20 protein-coding genes are annotated in these 22,904 nt (G+C 57.8%); 3 read left to right on the forward strand and 17 right to left on the reverse strand.

What is annotated here, in order from left to right; genetic code table 11:
• A partial coding sequence (locus tag QZ383_RS12190; RefSeq protein ID WP_291445787.1) for a hypothetical protein occupies positions 1 to 290 on the forward strand: 290 nt, incomplete at its 5' end.
• 161 nt (positions 291 to 451) lie between these two features.
• Here the strand turns inward: QZ383_RS12190 and QZ383_RS12195 are convergent.
• From QZ383_RS12195 to QZ383_RS12270, 16 genes are all read right to left on the reverse strand, one after another.
• Positions 452 to 799, reverse strand: coding sequence for a DsrE family protein (locus QZ383_RS12195; RefSeq protein WP_291445789.1), 348 nt, complete (start codon positions 797 to 799; stop codon positions 452 to 454).
• 533 nt (positions 800 to 1,332) lie between these two features.
• Positions 1,333 to 2,646 (reverse strand): cell division protein FtsZ, encoded by a 1,314-nt coding sequence (gene ftsZ / locus QZ383_RS12200; RefSeq protein WP_291445791.1) that lies wholly within the window; start codon positions 2,644 to 2,646, stop codon positions 1,333 to 1,335.
• Positions 2,647 to 2,691: 45 nt separating this feature from the next.
• The gene (gene ftsA, locus QZ383_RS12205; protein ID WP_022659333.1) at positions 2,692 to 3,927 is read right to left on the reverse strand and encodes a cell division protein FtsA; all 1,236 of its coding nucleotides are present in this window, start codon (positions 3,925 to 3,927) and stop codon (positions 2,692 to 2,694) included.
• A gap of 69 nt (positions 3,928 to 3,996) precedes the next feature.
• Positions 3,997 to 4,881 carry an FtsQ-type POTRA domain-containing protein gene (locus tag QZ383_RS12210; protein ID WP_291445793.1) on the reverse strand — a complete coding sequence of 295 codons (885 nt, stop codon included), beginning with the start codon at positions 4,879 to 4,881 and terminating at the stop codon, positions 3,997 to 3,999.
• On the reverse strand, positions 4,866 to 5,756 hold the full coding sequence (murB, locus tag QZ383_RS12215) for a UDP-N-acetylmuramate dehydrogenase (protein WP_192111933.1): 891 nt from the start codon (positions 5,754 to 5,756) through the stop codon (positions 4,866 to 4,868). The genes QZ383_RS12210 and murB overlap by 16 nt, the downstream gene beginning before the upstream one ends.
• The gene (murC, locus tag QZ383_RS12220; protein ID WP_291445796.1) at positions 5,749 to 7,122 is read right to left on the reverse strand and encodes a UDP-N-acetylmuramate--L-alanine ligase; all 1,374 of its coding nucleotides are present in this window, start codon (positions 7,120 to 7,122) and stop codon (positions 5,749 to 5,751) included. Before murC ends, murB begins: the two co-directional genes overlap by 8 nt.
• A gap of 75 nt (positions 7,123 to 7,197) precedes the next feature.
• Complete coding sequence (gene murG / locus QZ383_RS12225; protein ID WP_291445798.1) at positions 7,198 to 8,262, reverse strand: undecaprenyldiphospho-muramoylpentapeptide beta-N-acetylglucosaminyltransferase; 1,065 nt, start codon at positions 8,260 to 8,262, stop codon at positions 7,198 to 7,200.
• Positions 8,244 to 9,422, reverse strand: coding sequence for a putative lipid II flippase FtsW (gene ftsW, locus QZ383_RS12230; RefSeq protein ID WP_240824480.1), 1,179 nt, complete (start codon positions 9,420 to 9,422; stop codon positions 8,244 to 8,246). Before ftsW ends, murG begins: the two co-directional genes overlap by 19 nt.
• Positions 9,419 to 10,723 carry a UDP-N-acetylmuramoyl-L-alanine--D-glutamate ligase gene (gene murD, locus QZ383_RS12235; RefSeq protein ID WP_291445800.1) on the reverse strand — a complete coding sequence of 435 codons (1,305 nt, stop codon included), beginning with the start codon at positions 10,721 to 10,723 and terminating at the stop codon, positions 9,419 to 9,421. Before murD ends, ftsW begins: the two co-directional genes overlap by 4 nt.
• A gap of 11 nt (positions 10,724 to 10,734) precedes the next feature.
• A complete protein-coding gene (gene mraY / locus QZ383_RS12240) occupies positions 10,735 to 11,811 on the reverse strand; it encodes a phospho-N-acetylmuramoyl-pentapeptide-transferase (RefSeq protein WP_291445802.1) in 1,077 nt (358 codons plus the stop codon).
• A gap of 152 nt (positions 11,812 to 11,963) precedes the next feature.
• A complete protein-coding gene (gene murF / locus QZ383_RS12245; RefSeq protein ID WP_291445804.1) occupies positions 11,964 to 13,412 on the reverse strand; it encodes a UDP-N-acetylmuramoyl-tripeptide--D-alanyl-D-alanine ligase in 1,449 nt (482 codons plus the stop codon).
• Entirely contained in the window at positions 13,403 to 14,857 is a 1,455-nt protein-coding gene (locus QZ383_RS12250) for a UDP-N-acetylmuramoyl-L-alanyl-D-glutamate--2,6-diaminopimelate ligase (RefSeq protein WP_291445806.1), read from the reverse strand. Before QZ383_RS12250 ends, murF begins: the two co-directional genes overlap by 10 nt.
• A 115-nt stretch (positions 14,858 to 14,972) precedes the next feature.
• Entirely contained in the window at positions 14,973 to 17,114 is a 2,142-nt protein-coding gene (locus QZ383_RS12255) for a penicillin-binding transpeptidase domain-containing protein (RefSeq protein WP_291445808.1), read from the reverse strand.
• 91 nt (positions 17,115 to 17,205) lie between these two features.
• Positions 17,206 to 17,511: a hypothetical protein gene (locus QZ383_RS12260; protein ID WP_022659322.1), complete on the reverse strand. Its 306-nt coding sequence runs from the start codon at positions 17,509 to 17,511 to the stop codon at positions 17,206 to 17,208.
• Positions 17,508 to 18,491, reverse strand: a complete 984-nt coding sequence (rsmH, locus tag QZ383_RS12265; protein ID WP_291445811.1) for a 16S rRNA (cytosine(1402)-N(4))-methyltransferase RsmH — start codon at positions 18,489 to 18,491, stop codon at positions 17,508 to 17,510. The genes QZ383_RS12260 and rsmH overlap by 4 nt, the downstream gene beginning before the upstream one ends.
• A gap of 8 nt (positions 18,492 to 18,499) precedes the next feature.
• Positions 18,500 to 18,946, reverse strand: a complete 447-nt coding sequence (locus QZ383_RS12270; protein ID WP_027180920.1) for a protein MraZ — start codon at positions 18,944 to 18,946, stop codon at positions 18,500 to 18,502.
• A 382-nt stretch (positions 18,947 to 19,328) separates the two neighbouring features.
• Here QZ383_RS12270 and pyk point away from each other — a divergent pair, with 382 nt between their 5' ends.
• Together pyk and QZ383_RS12280 are read left to right on the forward strand one after the other, a co-directional pair.
• Complete coding sequence (pyk, locus tag QZ383_RS12275) at positions 19,329 to 20,747, forward strand: pyruvate kinase (protein WP_291445814.1); 1,419 nt, start codon at positions 19,329 to 19,331, stop codon at positions 20,745 to 20,747.
• Between the two features lie 3 nt (positions 20,748 to 20,750).
• Positions 20,751 to 21,800: an HD domain-containing phosphohydrolase gene (locus QZ383_RS12280; RefSeq protein WP_291445816.1), complete on the forward strand. Its 1,050-nt coding sequence runs from the start codon at positions 20,751 to 20,753 to the stop codon at positions 21,798 to 21,800.
• Positions 21,801 to 21,999: 199 nt separating this feature from the next.
• Here QZ383_RS12280 and QZ383_RS12285 read toward each other — a convergent pair whose 3' ends face one another.
• Positions 22,000 to 22,812 carry a 4Fe-4S binding protein gene (locus QZ383_RS12285; protein ID WP_291445818.1) on the reverse strand — a complete coding sequence of 271 codons (813 nt, stop codon included), beginning with the start codon at positions 22,810 to 22,812 and terminating at the stop codon, positions 22,000 to 22,002.
• Positions 22,813 to 22,904 lie beyond the last annotated feature (92 nt).

The raw sequence follows: 22,904 nt of genomic DNA on the forward strand, positions 1-22,904 counted from the left end.
GAGCCTTACAGGCGCATATGAAAAACCCCCGGCTAAGCCGGGGGATATTTATTTGTAGCAACGAACCACTTCTAGCCTTTCTTGCCCTCGCTAGCACCCGGCGTTTCCTGATTTTTGCCCTTTTGCCCGACCTCAGCGCCAGACTCGGAAGCATTGAACTGGCATGCGCCTATGCAACGGATGCCTCCACAATGCGGACAAGCATTGCGCCGTTGCGGCAAAAACATGCACCGCAAAATTTCCAAAAATTGCTTGATCGCCATGCACCCACCGAGAGCATCTTTGTGTAGTGAAAGCCGCACGGCTTAATCATTACGCCGCAAAATCTCAGCATTGAAGCATTACAGGGATATTACCCCGCTCACCCGCAGCATCGCAAAGAACAGATACAGAGTGCCAGCTTGACTAGTGGAACCACTGTCATGAAAAGGCCTTGACTATTCAGCTGGAGCTAGATGGTAATAAGTTTTTCATCATCCTTGAGGATTTTTGTAAACGCCTCCCCAATGTAAAAGACTTCATCAACACCTTCCAGCTTTTCTATCTGCTCAAACACACCGAGGTTTTCAGCACATTTTCTGCATGCTGAAACATGCCCGCCAGCATCATGAAATTTCTTAAGAAGGCCTTGCAGCTTCACGTCTTCACAAATCAATTTAACCGTTGCCCCCCAAAGAATCAGGTGTACTTCTTCCCACCAGCCTTTCAGCAAGGAATTTGTGGCATACATAAAGACCATATTTTCAGCGGTGACAGGGTTATCGTTAACCCACAGGATATGCAGACACTTTTTGCTCATAGGTTTCCCCCATCGGTCAAAGGGTTAGGCAAGTTGCAACAAAAGGACTATTCACAAGAAGAAATACATACCCTCCGTTGCCAGTTAGCCATGACAAACATGACTCGATGCCCACAAGCGCACCTTCGCTGACGCACTCAAACCAGCCCAATATTTCGCCAGATGACAAGAGGGATTCTGTGCCAGCGCCATGGATTCCAGCGGTCGATTCCTGACCCGGCGTTTGTACGCCTCGCCCTGCCCGCCTTGCTCAGGGCATAACAACGCCAACCACACAGTGCAAGAGCGCAGTTAGTAGCGCAGCACTCGTCCGCTATATTCTAAATGGCGGACGAAATCCTGTGGACAGTTTTCCAACAAAAAAGTCCGTGAAACCTAGGTCTCACGGACTATAGCGGACATTTACGCCCCACTCTGGGAGGCCCCCAATGGGCCTCCCGGCGGGCATTTCAGGGCCGAAGAGGCAAGCCCTGAAAATCATGGGCCTTCCTGGCAGAAAAATATTCTGCCAAGGCGCTCAGGCAACAGCAGTATTAGTCGGCCTGAGTGCGGATGAAGGTAGGAATTTCAAAATCGTCCTCATCATAGGTGAAGTCTTCGTGGCCAGGGTTGTGCGCACGGCGGCGCGGCTGGCCTACAACTTCACGCTTCTGCAAATATGAAGGACGGCTACTGTTTTCGTCATACCAGCGTTCAACCTCAGAGCGGCGCGAAGACTGAGGCAAACGTGATTCTCCACGTTCCTGCTCTTCCATCATGCCCTGCTGCGAAAGGCGAGAGGTGGTGCGGCGCGGTTCGGCAACCACGGCGTCAGGGCCGGGCTTGCGGAAGTTGGTGACAGTGGCCGCAGGAGCCTGCACGGCCTGAATAACCTGAGGAGAGTCAATGCCGGTGGCAATAACGGTGAGACGAATTTCGTCGCCGATATTGTCGTCAAACACAACACCAAAGATGATGTTGGCTTCTTCAGGAGTGGCATCGCCGATGATGTCGCCGATTTCGGCAATTTCCTCGGCAGTGATGTCGGTGGGGGCGGTGATGTTGTACAGAACCGCCTTGGCGCTCTCAAGCGAAACATCTTCAAGCAGCGGGCTCATGATGGCGCGCTGGGCGGCCTCGCGGGCGCGGTTTTCGCCAGAGGCGATGCCCGTGCCCATCAGGGCCATGCCGGCTTCGGCCATGGTGGTGCGCACGTCTGCAAAGTCGAGATTGATGAGGCCTTCGCCCACAATGACGTCAGAAATACCCTTGACGGCGTAGTACAGCACATCGTTGGCCTTCTGAAGCATTTCGGAGAAAGGAGCCTTCTTGGGGGCAAAGGCCAGCAGACGGTCGTTGGGGATGGTGATCAGGCAGTCCACATGCTGCTTGAACTCTTCAAGCCCTGCTTCCGCCGCACGCTTGCGCTTGGCGCCTTCAAAGCTGAAAGGCTTGGTCACAACACCCACGGTGAGGACGCCCATTTCCTTGGCAGCCTGAGCAACAACAGGAGCAGCGCCGGTACCGGTGCCGCCGCCCATGCCAGCGGTAACAAAGACCATATCGGCATCGCCGATGGCTTCACGAATGCTGCCAACGCTTTCCACCGCCGCCTCACGGCCAATGGCGGGGTTGGCGCCAGCGCCAAGACCCTTGGTGAGCTTTTCACCAAGCTGCACCTTAACAGAGGCGCCGTTCTTGTTCAGCGCCTGCACATCGGTGTTGGCGCAAACAAACTGCACTCCGCGCAGGCCAGAGGCAATCATGTTCTGCACTGCGTTACCGCCGCCACCACCTACGCCAATAACTTTGATCTTGGCATTGCTGGCCAACGAGGTATCGATATCATCAACGATAGACTGAGCCATTACACCTCTCCTCTGTGCTGTCCTCAAAATGCCCGCTTGAGGTTGTTATGAAATGTCCGCAAACCACTTTTTCATTCGCGAAAGCACACCGTCAAAAACGCCGCTTTCACTACGTGTGGTAAATTTTTTCTGCCCGGAAAGTTCCTTTTCCGCACCGTAACGCAGCAAACCGACCGCCGTGGAAAACTTGGGGCTGTTGACCACGTCTTTCAGGCCCCCAATGTTACGCGGGTAGCCAATGCGCGTGGGCAGATTGAAAATCTGTTCGCCCAGTTCCTGGCAGCCTTCAATCAGCGCCGTGCCGCCCGTGAGCACCACGCCTGCGCCGATCATGTCCTTGTAGCCGGAGCGCACGAGGGTCTGATCCACAAGGTAAAGAATTTCTTCCATGCGGGGTTCGCATATTTCGGCCAGCACCTGACGCGAAAGCCGACGCGGCTCACGGCCACCCACGCTGGGAACTTCGATAAATTCATCGTTGCGCACAAGGTCGGCAAGGGCGCAGCCATACTTGAGCTTGATCTTTTCGGCAGAGGCGATGGGAGTGCGCAGACCAAAGGCAATGTCGTTGGAAAGGTTCTGCCCGCCGAGCGCCAGAACAGCCGTGTGCTTGATTGCATCGTTGGCAAAAACGGCAATATCGGTGGTGCCGCCGCCCAGATCAACCAGAGCAACGCCGATTTCGCGTTCTTCTTCGGTCAGCACGGCCTTGGCCGATGCCAGCGATTCAAGGGCAATATCGGCAACTTCAAGCTGGCTGCGGTGGCACGAGCGCACAATGTTTTGGGCTGAAGAAACAGCGCCCGTAACAATGTGCACCTTCACTTCAAGGCGTACGCCAGCCATGCCGAGCGGGTCGGCAATGCCGCGCTGGTTATCAACAATGTATTCCTGAGGCAGAATATGGATGACCTCTCGGTCGGCAGGAATGGCCACAGCCCTGGCGGCATCAAGGGCGCGTTCAATATCGCGCTGCGCGACCTCGCCGCCCTTGACGGCAATCACGCCGTGGCTGTTGATGCCCATGATGTGGCTGCCCGCAATCCCAACGTATACGGAGTGGATTTCGCAGCCCGCCATAAGTTCCGCATCTTCCACGGCCTTGCGGATGGACTGGACGGTCTGTTCAATGTTGACCACCACGCCCTTGCGCAAACCAGTGGAAACACTGGTGCCGATGCCCACCACATCTACAAGTCCCGACTCCGACAGCTCGCCCACCACAGCGCATATCTTTGTGGTGCCGATGTCGAGGCCAACGATGAGCTCGGACTTATTCATGCCATTCTCCTCAAAACGCCTGTCTCCGGGTCGCAACGGCATGCCACTCTGGCACATGCCGCAAGTTTCTTACGCTGGCTGGTTAAGTAAAACCCAAACGTTGCCGTTAACAGATCGAATCTCGCGAACATTGCGCAGTTCGTGTCTGCGGGCCAGATCGCCCAGGGTCAGACTCAACCGGGAAAGATTGCCCTCCCAATCGTCAGTAGCGATGGAAAGCCGCATTTCCCTGTCTTCAAGATAAATTTCAATGCCCTTGCCGGGACTCACGCTGACGGATGAAACAGCCCCCGCCTCTATGGGCAGCAAACCGCTTTGCATTCCCTTCATCAGACGCGTCAGGTACGGCAAGGCGTCTTCTGCCCCCGAGTCAACGCGCAGGGTGGGCAGCGAGAGAAAATTCTTGCTCTCGACCGGCGCTATAATCTCGCCAAGCTCGTTGGCGTAATACAGCACCCCGTCCTTATGCACCCAAAAAGAAGGCAGCCGTTCTTTCAGCCGAATCACGAACCTGTCAGGCAGAAGGCGCTTAACAGAAACTTCCTCAACCCAGGGTGTCTTGCGCAGGTTTCTTTCAACCTTGGCAATGCTGACCGCCAGGCTGTTGTCGCCCTCGCGGATGCCGCCGTATTGCAGCACCATGTCGTGCGAGAGGCGCACATTACCGGTCACGTCAACATGGCGGGTGGTGAAGAAATCGCTGGTTATGGCCTTGTTGTAGAGCCAGAGCGACGAATAACACACACCCGCAAGAATCAGCCCTAGACAGGCCAGCAGCACAGTCAGCGCCGCAAGGCTTTTCAGCCCGCTGAAGCCCCTGAGCTTCTTGAAAATCCCCGCAATAACCCCGCCCGCACGTACGTTTGACCCGCCGCCGCTTTTCTTGACTGGGGCAGATGCTCGTGTGTAGGAGTTACGGGCTTTGCGTCCGTTTTTTTTCAGGGCAAGGGGCATGGCACTATCCTGACCTCCGGCTCAAGCTCAATGCCAAACCGTTGCCGCACAGCTTGCCGGGCCTCTTGCAACAGGGCCAAGGCCGCCGTGGCGCTGCCCTTGCCTTCATTAATCAAAAAATTTGCATGCAGGGTTGAAAAGGCCATTCCCCCAAGCTGCCTGCCCTTGAAACCGGCCTCGTCAAGAAGCCTCCCGGCAGACATTTCCGGCGTGGGATTTTTGAATACGCACCCCGCGCTCCAAGCCGTCACAGGTTGTTTAGACTTTTTCTTAAAAAAGTTGTGACGCATGCAATTACAGATGCCATCCCTTTCAGCAACGGTCAAGCCAAATGTGGCTTCCAAGACGATAAAATCATTCTTTTTCCCGTTAATGCTGAGAGTACGATAGCCGTATTGCAGTGCATCTTCGTTGATACGCTGAATGGTGTTATCAATAAACACCTGAATATTATAAATATTTTTACATGTTTCCGTACCATGCGAGCCAGCATTCATGGCAACAGCCCCGCCCACGCTGCCGGGTATGCCCACCAGCCCTTCAAGGCCGGAAAGCCCGTTTACAGCGCAAAAACGCAGCAGCCGCGCCATAGGAACGCCCGCTCCCGCACGCACCAGAACCTTGCCCTCGTGCTCGCCCACAATGACCGGGCCGTCACTAAAAAACGGGCGGATCAGAACCAGCGGCAACTCGCCGTCCTGTGCAAGAATATTGCTGCCCGCGCCCAGCACCAATGGTGTGCCGCCAAGAGCCTTGAGCCTATCGGGCAATAGATAAAGGTCTTCGCTCCGCTCGAGTATTATTTCCGCAATGGCGGTCCCCCCCACCCTCAGCGTGGTGCGTGGGGCAAGAAAAGGAGCGGGCATCTCACGCATGGTCTTGTCCTTCCAGCCAGGCGGGGCCAAGGCGGGTGATGCTGCCAGCGCCAAGGGTCAGCAGCACATCACCCTCGCGCAACACATTGGGCAGGGCTGCGGCAAGGTCATTAAGGGTCTGGTAGTATTCCACCGGAGTTGTGGAAACCTGACGGATGCCTTGAGCGAGACTCTGCCCCGAAACACCGGGAATGGGCTTTTCAGACGCGGCGTAAATTTCGGTGAGCAGCAGCTGATCCACACTGTCAAAAACTTTGCAGAACTCGCCAAAATGGGCCTGTGTGCGACTGAAACGGTGCGGCTGAAAAGCCGCCACAATGCGCCGACCAGGAAAGACCTGCCGCGCCGTTGCAAGGGTAGCCGCAATTTCCGCCGGGTGATGGCCGTAATCGTCAACCACAGTCACACCGCCCTTCTCGCCCTTGAATTCAAAGCGTCGCCCCACGCCGCCAAAACCATTCAGGCCCTCGGCGCATTTTTCAAAGCTGATGTCCACTTCCATAGCCGCGCCAATGGCGGCCAGAGCGTTGAGCATATTATGACGACCCGGCTGCGGTAGGCTGACCTGACCGAGCTTGACGCCGTTGCGCCACACCTCAAAGTTGTTGCGCACGCCGCATTCAAGCGGCACGGCGCGCAGCACGTTGTCCTCCGCAAAGCCGTAAGTAAGCACAGGGCGCTTCACACGTGCAAGCAGGGCGCGCACGCCGGGGTCGTCGCCGCAGACGATGTTCAGGCCGTAAAAAGGAACGTTGTTCATGAACTGCACAAAGGCATCATCAATGCCCTGTCGGGTTTTGTAGTGATCCAGATGGTCTTCGTCCACGTTGGTCACGACATTGATGATGGGCAAAAGACACAGAAAGGAGCCGTCAGACTCGTCGGCTTCGGCTATCAGATATTCGCCGTGCCCAAGATGTGCGTTGGTGCCATAAGCGTTGAGCCTGCCGCCGATAATAACTGTAGGATCAAGCTCCGCAGTATCAAAGATAGATGCCGTAAGTGATGTTGTAGTGGTCTTGCCATGTGTACCGGCAATGGCAATGCCCTGTCGCAAGCGCATCAGTTCTGCCAGCATTTCGGCGCGCGGGATTATGGCAATGTTGCGGCGGCGTGCTTCCACAAGCTCTGGATTTTCATCGCTGATGGCGGTGGACTTTACCAGAACCTGAACATCCCCCACGTTTTCCGCGGCATGGCCCACGGCAACGTGTGCGCCAAGGTCGCGCAGATGACGCACAACGGCAGAATCGCTCATGTCAGAGCCGGAAACCTCGTAGCCCTGATTGAGAAGAACCTCGGCAATGCCGCTCATGCCCGCGCCGCCAATGCCCACCATATGAATACGCCGAATCTTGCTGTTCATGCTCTACCTTTAAAGAAAGTCTAGATAATTTAAAGGGTTGAATTCACCCTTGGATATTGGATGCTGAAACCCTGTTTACGCTGTTTGTTCCAGAACCGCGACCACGCGCGCTGCCGCGTCAGGCCGGGCAGCGGCAAGTGCGGCTGCGGCCATGGGTTCGCGTTCGCCGGGCATGGTCAGGAGCCGCAGCAGGATGTCAGACATCCCCTGTACGGCCATACGTCCTTCAGGCACCAGTACGGCAGCGCCGCTGCGGGTCAACACCTCGGCATTGCGGGTCTGGTGATCGTGAATGGCATAGGGAAAAGGCACAAGAACCGAGGGCAGGCCTGCGGCGCAAAGCTCCGCTACCGTGCTGGCCCCGGCGCGGCACAGGGCCACGTCCGCCCAGGCATAGGCCCCGGCCATGTCGTCTATAAAGGCGGAAACGCATTCGGGGGCATAACCCGCAGCCACATAGGCCGCGCGCGCACTGCCCTCGTCGGTTATGCCGGTCTGGTGGCGGATCTCCACCCCGGCACCGCGAAATTCCGCCAGATTTTCAAGCATAAAGGCATTGAGTGCATGCGCGCCCTGCGAACCGCCTACGACCAGCAGACGGCGCGTCTGCCGGTGGCGATCCACCTGCCCCACCGCACTTACGGCCGCCCGCACAGGGTTGCCCGTAAACACGCATTTCTTCATATCAAAGCCGCTGGTGTTGGGCAGCGAAATGCACACGCGCCGCGCAAGCCGGGCCAGAAAACGGTTGCTGGCACCGGCTATGGCGTTCTGCTCGTGCAGCACGCCGGGCACGCCAAGAATACGTGCGGCCAGCATGGGCGCAAATGCGGCATACCCGCCGAATCCAGCCACAACATCAGGCTTGAAACGGCGTAGAATGCCCACGGCCTTGCCCACGGCAAGGGCCATCTGCGCGCCTGCGCCCACAGCCTTGAAGCCGCGCCCCAAAAGACCGCGCACAGGCAGTCCCTCAAAGGGAATGCCCGCCTGACGCATCAGCCGTTCTTCCGGCCCGTAGAGCGAGCCAACAAACAGCAAGTTGGCATTGGGATTGCGACGCCGCAATTCCTCTGCCACAGCCAATGCCGGAAAGATATGCCCGCCCGTGCCGCCGGTCGTCAGGATGATGTTGTCCATGTGTCCGCCGTCCTTGAAAAGTTCATGAGCAGGCCCACGCACAGCATGGTGGCCAAAAGGTTACTACCGCCGTAACTCATGAGGGGCATGGGCACGCCCTTGGGCGGCGCAACCCCCATGACCACGGCCAGATTCATGACCGAACCCATTGCAAGAATGGTGGTAATGCCGAATGCGGTAAAACGGTCGCGCAGATTCCGCTGGCCCATGATGATTTTGTAGCAGCGCCAAAAAAGCAGAGCAAACAGAATCATCACGGCGCTTACGCCCACAAAGCCCATTTCTTCGGCAAGCACGGCCATGATAAAGTCGTTGTGCGCTTCAGGCAGATAAAACATCTTCTGCTTGCTTGCGCCAACGCCTACGCCAAAGAAACTGCCCGACCCAATGGCAAGCAGCGACTGCACAAGCTGGTAGCCCGTGTTGTGCGCATCCTGAAAAGGATCAAGAAAGGCCAGCAGACGGCGCAGACGATACGGCGAAGAGATGGCCAGCGCCATAGCGCCGCCGCATGCGAGCGCCACCGAAAAGAACAGATAGACAAAGCGGGTGCCGCCCGCCACGCACATGAAAAACAGAATACTTGCCAGAACGACGGCGCTGCCGAAGTCAGGCTGCAAAAGCAGCAAAAAGCAGAACAGCCCCGTAACGGCAAAGGGAGGAATGACGCCCCGGCTGAACGTCTTGATAAGTTCCTGCTTGGAACTCATGAAATACGCCAGATACAGCGCCAGCGCAATTTTGACGAATTCCATGGGCTGAATGGAGATAAAACCCAGAGGGATCCAGCGTTTTGCACCATTGATGGCAGGGGTAAGGGGCGAGAGCGTCACCAGCAGCAGAAGCAGCGCAAGAAAGAGCGCAGGATACTGCATGCGGTACAGCCAGTGCCTTGGCAGAAGGGCCGCGCTCCACAGCGCAACGCCGCCGCCAAGGGCAAAAATGACCTGACGCTTGAAGAAAAAGTATTTGTCGCCGTTGACCTGCTCCGCCACGATGCCGCTGGCCGAAAGCACCATCACGAGACCAATGGAAAGGATAATGAGCATGATGGTGAAAAGCCACCAGTCAAAGGGCGCGAACGGCCCTTCTTCCGTGGCTCTCGCCATGGCGCTGTTTACCTTGGGCGCTTTTTCCTTACCGCTGAAGATGTTCTTCATGACAGTTTACCCACAATCTGTTTGAAGTCTTCTCCACGCTGTTCATAATTCTTGTACAGATCATAGCTGGAGGTGGCGGGCGCAAGCAGCACCACATCGCCGCTTTTGGCATTTGCCGAGGCGAAACGTACAGCAGGCTCCATTGTTTCGTGCCAGCTTATGGGCACAATTCCCTGCCAGGCCTTTTCAAAATGCTCGCGGCTGGCCCCAAAAAGCACGACTTCCTGCACTTTGGCGCGCAGCAGATCGGCAAGCCCGGCCAGATCGCCGCCCTTGAACTTGCCGCCGCAGAGCAGCCGCACTGGGCGGTCAAAGGCCTCCAGCGCCACCTGAAGGGCGGAAACCGTGGTACATTTGGAATCGTTGACGTACAGCACGCCACCAAGCTCGCGCACGCGCTCAAGACGGTGCGGCAATGGCTGAAAACGCTCCACGGCCCTGGTCGCACTGGCATCCGTCACGCCAAAAAGGCGGCAGGCCTGCCATGCGGCTTCTTCATTGATGCGGTTGTGCGCGCCCATGAGACAGCTTGTGGGAAAGCGCTCGGTGGCCTTTACAAAAACCTTGCGGGCCTTGAGGCGGTGGGCGTCAGCCAGCGCTTGCAGGTCTTCGCCAAGCACGGCCAGATCGCCTTCGTCCTGACAGCGGAACAGGCGGAATTTGGCTTCGGTGTATTCCGCCATGTCCTTATGGTAATCAAGATGGTTGGGCGTGATGTTGAGCAGGATGCCCGCGCGCGGACAAAAAGTAGTGCAGGCCTGCAACTGGAAGCTGGAGATCTCAAGCACAAGCACATCGGCCTTTTTACCGCCGAGAACATATTCCGAAAGCGGCGTCCCGATATTGCCGCCCAAAAACACGGAATAGCCCTGCTCATGCAGCATGGCGGCAGCCAGAGAGGCCGTGGTGGTTTTGCCGCTGGTGCCGGTAATGGCCAGCACTGGCTCATCATCAAGGTAGCGCCAGGCCAGTTCCATTTCGGCCAGAATTTCAGAAACCTGCGTGTCCACCAGCCCTGCAAGCCTGGCTACAGGCATGCCGGGGCTGGGCACCACAAAGGTCGCGCCTGCAAACTGCGCGGCAGAATGCTCGCCAAGCTGCACGTCAATACCAAGGGCAGCAAGTTCAGCGGAAAGCACTTCCCTTCCGGCCAGCGCCTTGAGGTTGCTGTCCAGTAGCCGAACCCTCGCCCCGGCGCGCCGCAACAGTCTGGCGGCAGCAAGACCTGAACGGCCCGCCCCCACAACAACTGCCAGCTCGCCGGGTTCAATACGTCTGCCGCGATTTTTCTCCAGTGCCATATCCCCTCTCCTCAGCGCAGCTTCAGAACAGAAAGCGCCACAAGGCCCAACAGGATGGAAGTTATCCAGAACCGGATGATGATCTTGGATTCAGGCACGCCCTTGAGTTCAAAATGATGGTGCAAGGGTGCCATGCGGAAAATACGTTTGCCGCCAGTCCAGCGAAAGTAGCCGACCTGCAGAATGACCGAAAGCGTTTCGGCCACAAAAAGGCCGCCCACAACAGAGAGAACAAGTTCCTGCTTGCACAGCAGGGCCAGATAGCCCAGCACGCCGCCAAGCGAAAGTGAACCCACATCGCCCATGAATACCTGGGCCGGATAGGCGTTGAACCACAAAAAGCCAAGGCCCGCGCCCACAAGCGCCGCGCAGAACACTGTGACCTCGCCCACGCCGGGCATGTAGGGCAGCAGCAGGTATCCGGCAAAGCGGGCGTTGCCCGTGATATAAATAAAAATGGAAAAAACGAGGCAAGCCACAATGGAAGGCCCGATTGCAAGGCCGTCCAGACCGTCCGTCAGATTAACGGCGTTGGAAGAGGCCACCATGACAAACACGCCAAAGGGCAAATAAAACCAGCCCAGATCAAAGGTAACTTCTTTCAGAAAAGGTATGGTCAGCTTGCTGCTGTAATCGGGATTAATGTAGAGCAGCACCATTGCCGCGCAGGCAATGACCAGTTGCCCCGCCATCTTGGACCTGCCGGAAATCCCCTTGTTTTTGTGGTGGCGCAACTTGGTGATGTCGTCCCAGAAGCCAACGGCCCCGAAGCCCGCAAAAACAAGAAAGGCCTGCCAGATGTAGGGATTGGTCAGGTCAGACCACAAAAGCAGGCTGATGCTGAGCGTAAACAGCATGAGCAGGCCGCCCATGGTGGGGGTGCCGGCCTTGCAGGCGTGGGCGGCAACGTCTTCATGAATATACTGGCCGCATTTGAGGCTGCGGAGCCAGCCGATAAACCGGGGGCCAATGAGAATGGAAAGCACCAGAGCAGTGATGAGCGCGGCCAACGAGCGGAAGCTGATGTACCGAAAAACGTTGAATACCGTCCATTCGGACGTAAGGGGGACAAAGAGATTATAGAACATGCAGCGTAATCCGTTCTTTTGGTCGTGTGCAGACCGTTATGCCCATTCTTTAAAGCAGGTAAACCCTGAAACTGGGGTTTGAGCGGAATAATCCGCCAACGCCCGTTTCAAGTATGCAACGCTCCAGCAGGCGGCGTTTTTGATCTTGGCCCTCAGCCCCGCACGGCCTCCGGCTCTGTGAGAGTCTGGAGCAGACATTCCAGCCTGTTGCCGCGTGATCCCTTGAACAGAGCCACGCCGCTGGTCTTGTTTTCTGCAAAAGCACTGGCCGTCAATTGGGCCCATGCAGCGGCAAAAGCCGCAGCGTCATACACCTCGAACCACGGCCCTGTATAGCCCCCACAAGTCAGCCCGGCGCGGATATTTTCGCCGTGGCCGCCCTTCCAGAATACTGCCGAGGGTTTAAGTTCAGCCAGATGTTTGCCGAGGGATTCGTGCTCTGCCGCAGCCTGCGGCCCAAGCTCGAGCATCTCGCCGAGCACAGGCACAAAAAGCCTGCCAGCGGCGCGCTCTGCCGCGGCATCAAGCATACGGCGCATGGAAAGCGGGTTGGCATTATAGGTGTCGTCAATAAGCAGCCATTTGCCCACGCGCGTCTGGTTGAACCGCTGCACGGGCAGATCGCTCTGGGACAGGCCCTGAGCAATTTCCGCAGTACTCAGGCCCAACAGATGGGCAACGGCAGCAACGGCTATGACATTCTCCGCACCGTACTCTCCCCTGAAAGGCGCTGTTACATCGCAACGCACACCGTCAAGCCAGAGGTGGTACAGGCCGCGCCTGTCGTCCGGCGCATCTATGCCCATTGCGGCATCATCCCGGCTGTCGACCTGCGCGGGGGCTGGCCCTGCGTATGAGGCACGATATTCCACGGCTTTGCCTGTGGCGCTGAAAAAATGCAGTTCCGCGCCTGTGGCTCTGGCCTCGCGCACAAGTTCTGGATAATCGGCGCACACAAGGCCAATGCCCTTGGGGGCAAGATTGGTGAGCAGACGCGATTTGTGCCAGGCCACGCCCTTGCTGCCCAGCCCTTCGGTGTGGCCTGCGCCAACATTGAGAATGAGGCCAATGTCAGGGCGCATGACGGACGACAGTTCTTCCATGTCGCCCTCGTGGCTGATGCCAGCCTCCATGACCCAAAAATCTTCATCGCCGTCAGTGGCGAGCATGGCGCGGGGCATGCCGATCTGGTTGTTGTTGTTCAGGGCGTTCTTGGCGGTCTTGCCGCGCACGGAAAGCACCTGAGCCAACACTTCCTTGAGCGTTGTTTTGCCCGCAGTGCCCGTAACACCCACTACTTTGGCGGTAGTTTTGTCTCGCCACATGGCGGCTATGCTGCCAAGGGCCTTGACCGTATCTTCCACCACCAGCACGGGCACACCTGCATCAGGCAGCGCCCGGGAAGCCAGCACGGCAGAAGCCCCCAGTTCCACGGCGGCAGGCACAAAGTCGTGCCCGTCCACCCTGCTGCCGGGGATGCAGACAAAGAGAACCCCGGGCGCGGCTTCGCGGCTGTCCGTCACTGTGGCGGTCAGCGCAATGTCGCTCTCAAGGGCGCTCAGGCCCAGACGGGCCGCTATTTCATTGTAGGTCAGTCGCAATGAAGAAACTCCCTAACTACTTCCTGGTCGCTATAGTGGTGTTTGACGCCCTGGATGATCTGATAATCCTCATGGCCCTTGCCTGCAATAAGCAATGCATCGTCCTTGCCGAGCATTTTCAGCGCCTTGATGGTAGCCGCGCGGCGGTCAACTTCAACCACAACTTCGCGGGCGGATTTCAAACCGGGCAGGACATCCTGCAAAATGGCTTCCGGCTCTTCAAAACGCGGGTTGTCGGAGGTCAGCACTGCCACGTCGGACCAGCGGGCAACCGCCTCGCCCATGAGGGGGCGCTTGGTGCGGTCACGATTGCCGCCGCAGCCAAATACAGTAACAACGCGTTTGAATCCAGCCCCCCGCAGGGCCTGCAAAACGTTTTCCAACGCATCCGGCGTGTGGGCATAGTCTACAAATACATTTAATCCTTGGGGATTTTCCACACGTTCAAGCCGCCCGCTCACTCCTGTAAAACTTTCAAGAGATTTGAAAGCATCAGGCTCAATACCCATTTCAAGGGCAACGGCCTGCACGGCCAGCAGGTTTGAGGCGTTGAACGCGCCCACCAGAGGCGAGCGAAGTTCCCACTTGCTGCCCTCAAGATGCATGCGCATATGGCAGCCGTCTGTTCCGGCAGAAAGCAGTTCACCCCAGAGGTGACGCTTGTTCAGCGCGCCTTTCTGCAAACCAAAGGAGAGGGCCGTGGGGCACAGCTCAAGCAGGCGACGGCCCCATGGATCGTCGGCGTTGACAGCCATGGCTTTGTCGGGCCGTGGCAGTTCCAGGAACAGGCGGGCCTTGACCTGGAAGTAGCTTTCCATGCTCTTGTGATAATCCAGATGATCCTGCGTCAGATTGGTAAAGGCTGCGCCGGAAAAAGGGACGCCGCAGACGCGCTGCTGGTCAATGGCATGGGAGGACACTTCCATCACCGCCACATCCACGCCCGCCTTGGCCATGGCGGCCAGCATGGCGTGCACGCTCAGGGCATCGGGCGTAGTGAGGGGCGCGGCTTCCGCATGACCGGGCCAGCGGTAGCTGACAGTGCCCATGACGCCAAGTTTGTGCCCGGCCTGCGCAAAGAGCTGCTCAAGCAGATAGGAGCAGGTGGTCTTGCCGTTGGTGCCTGTAACGCCCACGATCTTGAGCGGCAGTTCACTGGTGCGCCAGCGGGCCTCCGCCAGACGCCAGAGCGCCTCGCGCGGGTCGGAATGGTGCACAACGTGGCAGCCGCCAGCAAGTGCGGCAGCTTCTTCCGCTCCGCCGGGGCGGCAAACGACAATGGAAGCCCCTGCGGCTACTGCGGCGGGAATAAAACGCGCCCCGTCTTCGTTAACGCCAGGCACGGCAACAAAGATATCGCCGGAATTGACCTGGCGAGAATCGACGCGCACTTCAATACCGCCACGTCTGCACTGTTCAAGAAGGGCTGCAAATTCCCGTTCCATATCAACCTCACTGCATAACCGGGGCAAATACCCCAATTTAGTCCCGGCGGCGCGCGCAATTCAACCCGCAACCCCGCGCGCCATGCGTGCGCCAGCCGGAAGCAACCTGCCGTTCTTACCGTTCGGAAAGCCAGAGAATATATTCGATGTCCTTGCCTTCTTCAGGCCAGGCCACACCAGGAGCAGGGGTCTGCTTGACCACCCTGCTGCCGGATCCTTTGAGTTCAGGCACAACACCCGCGCGGGCAAACAGTTCAACAGCATTGCGCACAGACTTGCCCATCACGTCCGGCACCTTGCTGCTGGCCTTGGCCAGATGCCCAGGCAAACGCATGCCTTCGGCCTGCTGCGGCGGGGCCAGCTTTCTGGTGTCGGTGGCATAGGGAACCTCCAGCGCGGCAAGCTTGAGGCCACGCTGACGGATCTTGGTGGCCGGGCCTTCACCCTCGGAGGCTTTTTTATCCGCTTCCGCCACCTTGGTTTCATTAAACATGCCCGTGTACGACACCATGCGGGAGGCAACTTCCTTGAACACAGGTGCTGCGACCACGCCGCCGTACTGGTTGCGCGAAGGTTCATCGACCATGACCATTACAAAATACTTGGGCTTGTCTGCAGGGAAAAAGCCCACGAACGAAGCAAGACGCTTGCTGCCGTATGTGCCCGACCTGTGGTCGGCCTTCTGGGCCGTACCGGTCTTGCCGCCCACGTCAATGCCGTCCACACGGGCGCGTTTACCTGTACCGTCCGGTTCTTCAACAACATCACGCATCATGTGCATGACTTCGCGCACGGCGGTTTCAGAATAAATGCGGGGGCGCACCTCATCCACAGCGCCGTCTTCGCGCGTGAGGCGCAAGGGCTTGTACACGCCGTTGTTGAGCAGGGTCAGGTAGCCCTGCGCCATCTGGAGGCCTGTCACCGAAATACTCTGACCAAACGAGGTGGACATGATGTCCACTTCGCTCCAGTCGCGCGGAGCGCGCAGGATGCCTCGGCTTTCAGACACAGGTACGCCCGTGCGCTGCCCAAAGCCCAGGGCATGCATATATTTGTAGAAGGTGGGTGCGCCCATAGACAGGCCGATCTTGGCCATGCCAATGTTGGACGAATAGCGCAGCACCTTGGCAGCGGGCAATATCCCCTGCCGCGATGTGTCGCGGATGGTGAAGTTTTTGGTCACCCACTTGCCGCCTTCGCAGTCGATAAGTGTATTGGGCGTAACCTTGCGTTCCTGAATGGCGGCGGCCATCACAAAAGGCTTGAACGTGGAACCCGGTTCCAGAGCATCGGCAGCCAGCCTGTTGCGGTAAACAAGCGGCGAAAAATCCTTATAATTGTTGGGATTGAAGAAAGGATACTGCGCCCAGGCCATAATTTCGCCCGAGGCCACATCAACCACCAGCGCCCCGCCCCAGCGGGCATCATATTCCCGCACGGTACGCGCCACGGCTTCTTCAACAAAAAACTGGATTTGCATGTCGATGGTGAGGGTCAGATCCTGCCCCACCGGTTCGCTCTGGCCTTCTTCGTGCAGATAAAAACGGCGGCCCATGGCATCGCGCTGCACAATCTGGCGCGTGGGAATGCAGCCAAGGCGCGAATCAAGCGAGCGCTCAATCCCTTCAAGGCCCTTGTCGTCAAGGCCCACAAAGCCAAGAAGCTGCCCAGCCATGTGCTTGAAGGGATAAACGCGGTCATATTCCTTGCTCAGGCCTATGCCGGTGATGTTGGCCTTGCGCACGGCCTCGGCGGTATAATCGTCCACCTTGCGCTTCAGCCAGACAAAGCGGCGCTTGGTCTGCGCCAGATCATCATACAGCTTCTGCGGCTCCATGCCCAGAATGGGGCCAAGGGTGTTGGCCATGGCCTGAAAATCGGTGATGTCCTGCGGGCGGGCGTAAATGGATTTTGCTTCCACACTGCGGGCCAGCACCTGACCGTTGCGGTCAAAGATCATGCCGCGGCGCCCGGTGACCAGCTCCGTAGCCGTATGCTGGCGACGCGCGCGCTCCGCAAGGCGCGGCCCCTCCATCATCTGGAGGTACCATGCGCGCCCCCACAGCCCGACCCACAGCAAGCAGAAGATGCAGACAACGATCTTGATGCGGGCGCGGCCCCAGTCCACATTGCCCATCCAGGCCGGAGAGCTCGTGCCCTTGCCCGAAGAAACAAGGTTGCGGGTGGTCTGCGGCTTGGTGGCACGGGCAGGGCCAGCGCTGGACACATTGCGTTTGCGAGAACTGAGTTTGAACATGGCGTTTCCAAACTGGGCGTCGCCGTAATGACGCCGGGCTTTTTCCGGGCCTGACCATTAACTGGACAGACATTGGAGCATTCCGGAGTTTTTACTGTAGTTCCATACGTCGAATCTGGCCGGGCTTGGGTTCGCGCATACCGAACTCATCTGCCTTGCGCCGCAGTTCATAGGGAGAAAGCAGCCGCTCGCGCTCAACTTCAAGCTTGGCCCTCAGGGCGCGCCGTTCGCGAACAGTATTCTGCTGGATATTGATAAAATAGGTTGTGTCCATGCGCTCAATGTTGCTCCACACCAGCACAAGGCCCATGACCATGCAGCTCAGAAGCCCCAGAACCAGCGCCAGAAGCCATCCCCTGCCTCCATGTTGCTGGTTCATGGTTGTATTGCGCTTCATGCTCCGGTCGCCTCGGCTATTTTTTCCACAGCGCGCAGCTTGGCGCTGCTGGAGCGAGGGTTGACGGCCAGCTCTTCGGGCGTGGCGGTCACGGGCTTTTTGAACAGGATGCGCACTTCGGGCTGATGATGGCACACGCATACCGGCACATGGCGCGGGCAGCGGCAGCCTTCTGCCCAGTGACGCATGGCCTGCTTGACCATGCGGTCTTCAAGCGAGTGAAACGTTATGACGGCGAGCCTGCCGCCGATGGGCAGATAAGCCAGTATGCTATCAAGGAAACGCCGCAATTCCCCCAGCTCGTCGTTGACGGCCATGCGCAAGGCCTGAAAGGTGCGCGTGGCCGGATGCCGCCGGGCCTTGGCCCGCCATGCTGCGGGGTAGGCCTTTTCCACCAGGGCCGCCAGTTCTGCCGTGGTGTCTATGCTGGCCTTCTGGCGCGATTCCACAATCACACGGGCAATGCGCCCTGCCTGGGGTTCTTCGCCCAGCATGGCGATGCATTCCTTGAGCTTTGCAAAACTTTCGCGGTTGACCCAGTGCCAGGCCGATGGCTGACCGGAATTCTGATCCATGCGCATATCGAGCGGGCCATCGCCGTGAAAGCTGAAACCGCGTTCGGCTTCATCAAGCTGGAGCGAAGAAACGCCGATATCCAGCAGCGCTCCGTCCACCTTGTTCCAGCCCAGTTCTGCCAGCGCATCGGGAAAATTGCTGTAATTGCAATGAAAAATGTGAGCGCGGTTGCCAAAGGGGGCAAGGCGCTGACGCGCAAGAGCCATGGCGTCTTCGTCCCGGTCGAGGCCGCACAGTTCAATGTCGCTGGCGGTGCCGAGCACAGCCGAGGCATGACCGCCCATACCAAGGGTGCCGTCTAGATAGCGACCACCGGCGCGGGGCGAAAGAGCCTCCAGCGTTTCTGCCGGAAGCACCGGCACGTGCCGCACTGGTTCAGCGATGTTATCCAAAATTTCCGTCATGGTGCGGCCTATAGACTGAGAGTTATGCCAAGCCCGGAAAGCTCGTCGGACACATCCTCAAGCTGGAGGGCATTGAAGCGTTCCTGATCCCAGATTTCAAATTTGTTCAGCATGCCCACAAGCATTGCATCCTTGTGCAACCCTGCCTCGCGCATCAGCACCTGCGGAATGCGCACCCGCCCCTGGGCATCGGGCTCGAGTTCCTGGGCAAGGCCCATAACCTTTGTTTTGAAGTGCGAAAGCCTGGGTGAAGGCATGGGGATACTGCCAAGCTGTTCTGTAACCATGTCCCAGTCGGCGGGCAGATAGGCCACCAGGCGTCCGTAAAAAGCAGTAAGCCAAAACGTCCCAGAGCCGCCGTCCGCGCAGAGTCCTTCGCGGTATTCCGGCGGCAGCATGAGTCGCCCCTTGGGGTCTAGGCTGCGGGAAAGGCTTTTTGTGAACAGTTTTTTCACTTTTTCCCACTTCTTACTACTTGTTACCACTTTTTCCCACTTATGCCCCAAGCCCTACCCCGTGTCAAGCAATGTCGCAAAATTGGCTTTATCTGCGAATTATCTGGCGATCAGTCCTCCAGTTTCCGTACATTTTTGCGGTGGTAAAAAGTGGCAAGTTACCACTGCCAACCCTTCAGGGGATGCAGGGCAAAAAATAACGCCCATCATTTCCGCAGAAGCAAAAAGCCACCAGGCGGACAACATGGGCGCAGTTTCAACGCTTTTGCGCCGAATGCCTTGACAATATGGGGGAAAACCAAGACTATTTGGATCAAGCCGGAACTGTAAATTTTGCACTTTTGCGCCCTTGCGCCACCGGTTTCAGCCAAAAGGAACAGATATGAGAACGAAAATTGTCGCTACTATCGGTCCCGCTTCCAACAGCAAAGAAAAACTGCACGAACTGGCCGAGGCCGGAGTCAGTGTGTTTCGCCTCAATTTTTCGCATGGCAGCGCAGCGGACTTTGTTGCTATCATCCAGAGCATTCGTGAGGTGGAAGCGGCCATCGGGCGGCCCATCACCATCATGCAGGATCTTTCCGGCCCCAAAATCCGCCTTGGCGTGCTGCCCGAAACCAGCATAACCGTCACCAAGGGCATGGAGCTGCTGCTCGGCCCCAGCGACCGCCATGTGGACGATTTCCCCTATCTGCCCTTTGACCACGACGTGATCCTCGAAAGCCTCGAACCCGGCGACCGCATGGTGCTGGCTGACGGCGGGCTCCAGTTTGTGGTTACGGAATGCCGCGCGGACGGTCTTGTGCTGCTCAAGGCGGACAACTCCGGCATCGTCACCTCGCGCAAGGGTCTGGCCCTGCCAGGCAAGGCCACCAAGGTGCGCGCCCTGACGGATAAGGACAAAAAAGACCTTGCGGACGGCCTCAAACTAGGTGTGGACGCAGTGGCAATCTCCTACGTGCAGACTGCGGACGACGTGCGCGAAGCCAAGGAGCTTATCGCCGCTGCCGGCAAAAACCTGCCCGTGGTCGTCAAGCTTGAGCGGCAGAGCGCCGTGGACAACCTTGCCGAGATTCTGCACGAGACTGACGTAGTCATGGTGGCTCGCGGCGACCTTGGCGTAGAATGCCCCCTGCCCCTTCTGCCCGCGCTGCAAAAGCACATCATCAGCGCATGCAACAAGGCCTCCAAGCCTGTTATTGTTGCCACGCAGATGCTGCTCTCCATGGTCAACAGCCCCGCCCCTACCCGCGCGGAAACCACTGACGTTGCCAATGCCGTGCTTGACGGCGCGGACTGCGTGATGCTTTCGGAAGAAACCGCCATGGGCAACTTCCCCGTTGAAACCGTGCGCTACATGCGCCGCATCACGGACGAAGCCGAACGCCTGCTGCTGCTCAACCGCAAGCTTGAAGAGCCGGACAGCGACAAGGGCATACCAGAATTTCTGGCCTACTCCGCCTGCCTGCTGGCAGACAAGGCTTCGGCCAAGGCCATTGTGTCGCACAGTCTTTCGGGCAGTTCGGCCCGGCAGGTCTCTGCCCGCCGCCCCCCGCAAAGCATCTATGCACTCACGCCTGACCCGGTTTCCATCAAGGCCCTCAACTTCGTTTGGGGCGTGAGGCCGGTTTTTGTGGAAAATCCGCAGGAAGAACCAAGTCACCTTATTCGGGCCGAGAGCTTTATCCATAACAGCCCGGATTTTGAACCTGACGACTGCGCGGTTATTACCGCTGGTCAGGTCAAGGGGTCTTCCGCCACGCCCCGTGGCACAAACCTTGTCAAAATTTACTGGAAGTAGCTCATGGCCGCAGAGCAAAGGAAAGTTCTTGATGTTCCCATGAACATCAACGAGGAATATTATCAGATCAGCGGCGAAATCCTGTCGAGCTTTCCCAAGTTCCGGCCTCCGGTAGATCTGTTCAGGTTTCGCGAAGATATCGCTGTGCTCGCTCCCTACTGCGTCAAGGGGAGCCGCCTGACCAGCGAACAGGTGGATGAAGTGGCGCAGTTGTGCGCGGAGGGCGATCTTTTTGTGTCGCGCTCCGACCACCACATTTACTCGCGCCACATCGTCAAGCAGCTTGACCTTGTGCTGCAGGACAACAACCTCAAGGAAGCGGAAATCGCAGACATCTGCATTCGCGCCCTGCTTATGCGTTGCAGCGACTTTTTTGAGCAGCCTGTCAAAACGCTCTTTGAACCGCTGTACCGCGATGTTATGGTTGTTACTGAGTACCTGTGGAGCGACAAACACCACATCAGCACATTCATGCGCCGTCTGTTCCGCAAAAACAACCTTGCACGGCATTCCATCAACAGCATGATTGTGGGCCTGTGGATATGGTTGCAGGGCGCAGGTGAATTCCGACGCAAAGACATGGATCGCATTGCTGTTGCCATGCTGCTGCACGATGTGGGCATGTGCAAGGTTCCCCCTTTCCTGCTCAGCAAGGCTGGTCCACTGAAACAGGAAGAAAGGGAAAAAATCATTCCCCATCCCATTGTGGGCGTTCGCTTGATGCAAAAGATGGAAGTGTCTTTTGACGAGCTGCTGCGCGCCTGCTTTGAGCACCACGAGCGGCTTGATGGTTCCGGCTATCCCCAGCACACCAAGGGCAACCAGACCACCAAGGTTGGACGCCTCGCAGCGGTGGCCGACTCTTTTGCCGCCATGATTTGCGACCGGCCTTTCAGAAAGGGCAAGGATATTGTGCAGTCTGCCAAGGAGCTTGCCAACGACCCACGCTATGACCAGGAAATGGCCAACGCCCTGTTCGGTGGTTTTGCCGCAGGCACTATCGGGCAAATGGTCGACATGGACGCAGTGGTGGATACGCCGCAGCCGGAATAGACACATACTGGCGCAGGCCAGCAAAAGGACAAGAAAAATTCATTTGGTCGCAGATCAAACACCCTAAGGGAGTTTGTCCTTCTGCCAGCAAATACATAAAAAGCCGGTTCAGAACCATGCGTTCTGAACCGGCTTTTTATGTAAGCCTCTTGGCCTGCTTGCGCGGTGTACAATCACCTGCCAGCTTGGACGGGCCTGCTTACATTTTGCCCGCTGCGGCAAAAAACACTTCTGGCTCACGCCGTTCACGGCACTTGCTTTCAAGCATGGCAACGATTTTGTCCACCTGCGGATTGTCAAAATACTTTGCCTGTTCCGGGCAGATTTTTACGCAGGCGCAACAGCGCAAACAGCCCTGCGCCACCTGCGCGGCATTGTCGGCATCAATCACGCGCACAGGGCACACGCTGGCGCACAAGCCGCACTGCGTACATGAATCAAGGGTCTGGGGCCGAATATCCGCCGCTGGGGGCAGCGCCTTGTAAGGGCGGTTGCCGGGCACAGCCACCGTTGCGCTTTTTCCACAGGGGATGACGCTAGCTGCCCTGCGGGCAAAATCCGCGATAGCGGCCATATCTTCTGCATCAGGCCGACCTGCCCCGACCTTTGCCGTCATGCTGTGCTCTGCCACAAAGGCCCCTGCCGCAGGTACGGAAAAACCGTTGGCTACAAACAGATCAACCGCTTCAAGCAGGGCATCGTCATAGTGCCTGTTGCCATACACGGCAAGCGGAACCGCTCGCGCGCCATGCCCTGCCAACCTTGCCAGCGGCTCCATCAGCAATGGGGGAATACGCCCTGCATAGACCGGAAAGGCAAAAACCAGCACATCCTCCGCCCCAAGCGTGCGGGCTGCCGCCCGCCCTTCAGGAAACGTCCAGTCCCAGTCATCGCCGCGCGCCAGTGGCATATTCTGCGTCAGTTCCTGCTCCAGAACACGGGCAGTTTCTTGCGCCATGCTGCGGCTGCTGCCAGTTGGGCTGAAAAAGACCGTATGAAGCCTTGGGGTCATGACATCATCCTTTGTTCATGAAAAAGCGGGCCGTTGGTACAGCCCGCCTGAAGAGTGCATTCTCATACGGCCTAGGCCGCAAATGCCGTTAC

The organism is Desulfovibrio sp., from assembly GCF_019422935.1.
In the GTDB taxonomy this organism is placed as follows: Bacteria; Desulfobacterota; Desulfovibrionia; order Desulfovibrionales; family Desulfovibrionaceae; genus Desulfovibrio.

Coding starts and splice junctions, on each gene's coding strand:
- QZ383_RS12255 (WP_291445808.1), bottom strand. CDS start 17,114: ATGTTCAAACTCAGTTCTCGCAAACGCAATGTGTCCAGCGCTGGCCCT.
- ftsZ (WP_291445791.1), bottom strand. CDS start 2,646: ATGGCTCAGTCTATCGTTGATGATATCGATACCTCGTTGGCCAGCAAT.
- murC (WP_291445796.1), bottom strand. CDS start 7,122: ATGAACAGCAAGATTCGGCGTATTCATATGGTGGGCATTGGCGGCGCG.
- pyk (WP_291445814.1), top strand. CDS start 19,329: ATGAGAACGAAAATTGTCGCTACTATCGGTCCCGCTTCCAACAGCAAA.
- QZ383_RS12280 (WP_291445816.1), top strand. CDS start 20,751: ATGGCCGCAGAGCAAAGGAAAGTTCTTGATGTTCCCATGAACATCAAC.
- murD (WP_291445800.1), bottom strand. CDS start 10,723: ATGGCACTGGAGAAAAATCGCGGCAGACGTATTGAACCCGGCGAGCTG.
- QZ383_RS12210 (WP_291445793.1), bottom strand. CDS start 4,881: ATGCCCCTTGCCCTGAAAAAAAACGGACGCAAAGCCCGTAACTCCTAC.
- ftsW (WP_240824480.1), bottom strand. CDS start 9,422: ATGAAGAACATCTTCAGCGGTAAGGAAAAAGCGCCCAAGGTAAACAGC.
- QZ383_RS12195 (WP_291445789.1), bottom strand. CDS start 799: ATGAGCAAAAAGTGTCTGCATATCCTGTGGGTTAACGATAACCCTGTC.
- QZ383_RS12285 (WP_291445818.1), bottom strand. CDS start 22,812: ATGACCCCAAGGCTTCATACGGTCTTTTTCAGCCCAACTGGCAGCAGC.
- QZ383_RS12250 (WP_291445806.1), bottom strand. CDS start 14,857: ATGGAACGGGAATTTGCAGCCCTTCTTGAACAGTGCAGACGTGGCGGT.
- QZ383_RS12260 (WP_022659322.1), bottom strand. CDS start 17,511: ATGAAGCGCAATACAACCATGAACCAGCAACATGGAGGCAGGGGATGG.
- rsmH (WP_291445811.1), bottom strand. CDS start 18,491: ATGACGGAAATTTTGGATAACATCGCTGAACCAGTGCGGCACGTGCCG.
- murB (WP_192111933.1), bottom strand. CDS start 5,756: ATGCGTGAGATGCCCGCTCCTTTTCTTGCCCCACGCACCACGCTGAGG.
- murG (WP_291445798.1), bottom strand. CDS start 8,262: ATGGACAACATCATCCTGACGACCGGCGGCACGGGCGGGCATATCTTT.
- ftsA (WP_022659333.1), bottom strand. CDS start 3,927: ATGAATAAGTCCGAGCTCATCGTTGGCCTCGACATCGGCACCACAAAG.
- mraY (WP_291445802.1), bottom strand. CDS start 11,811: ATGTTCTATAATCTCTTTGTCCCCCTTACGTCCGAATGGACGGTATTC.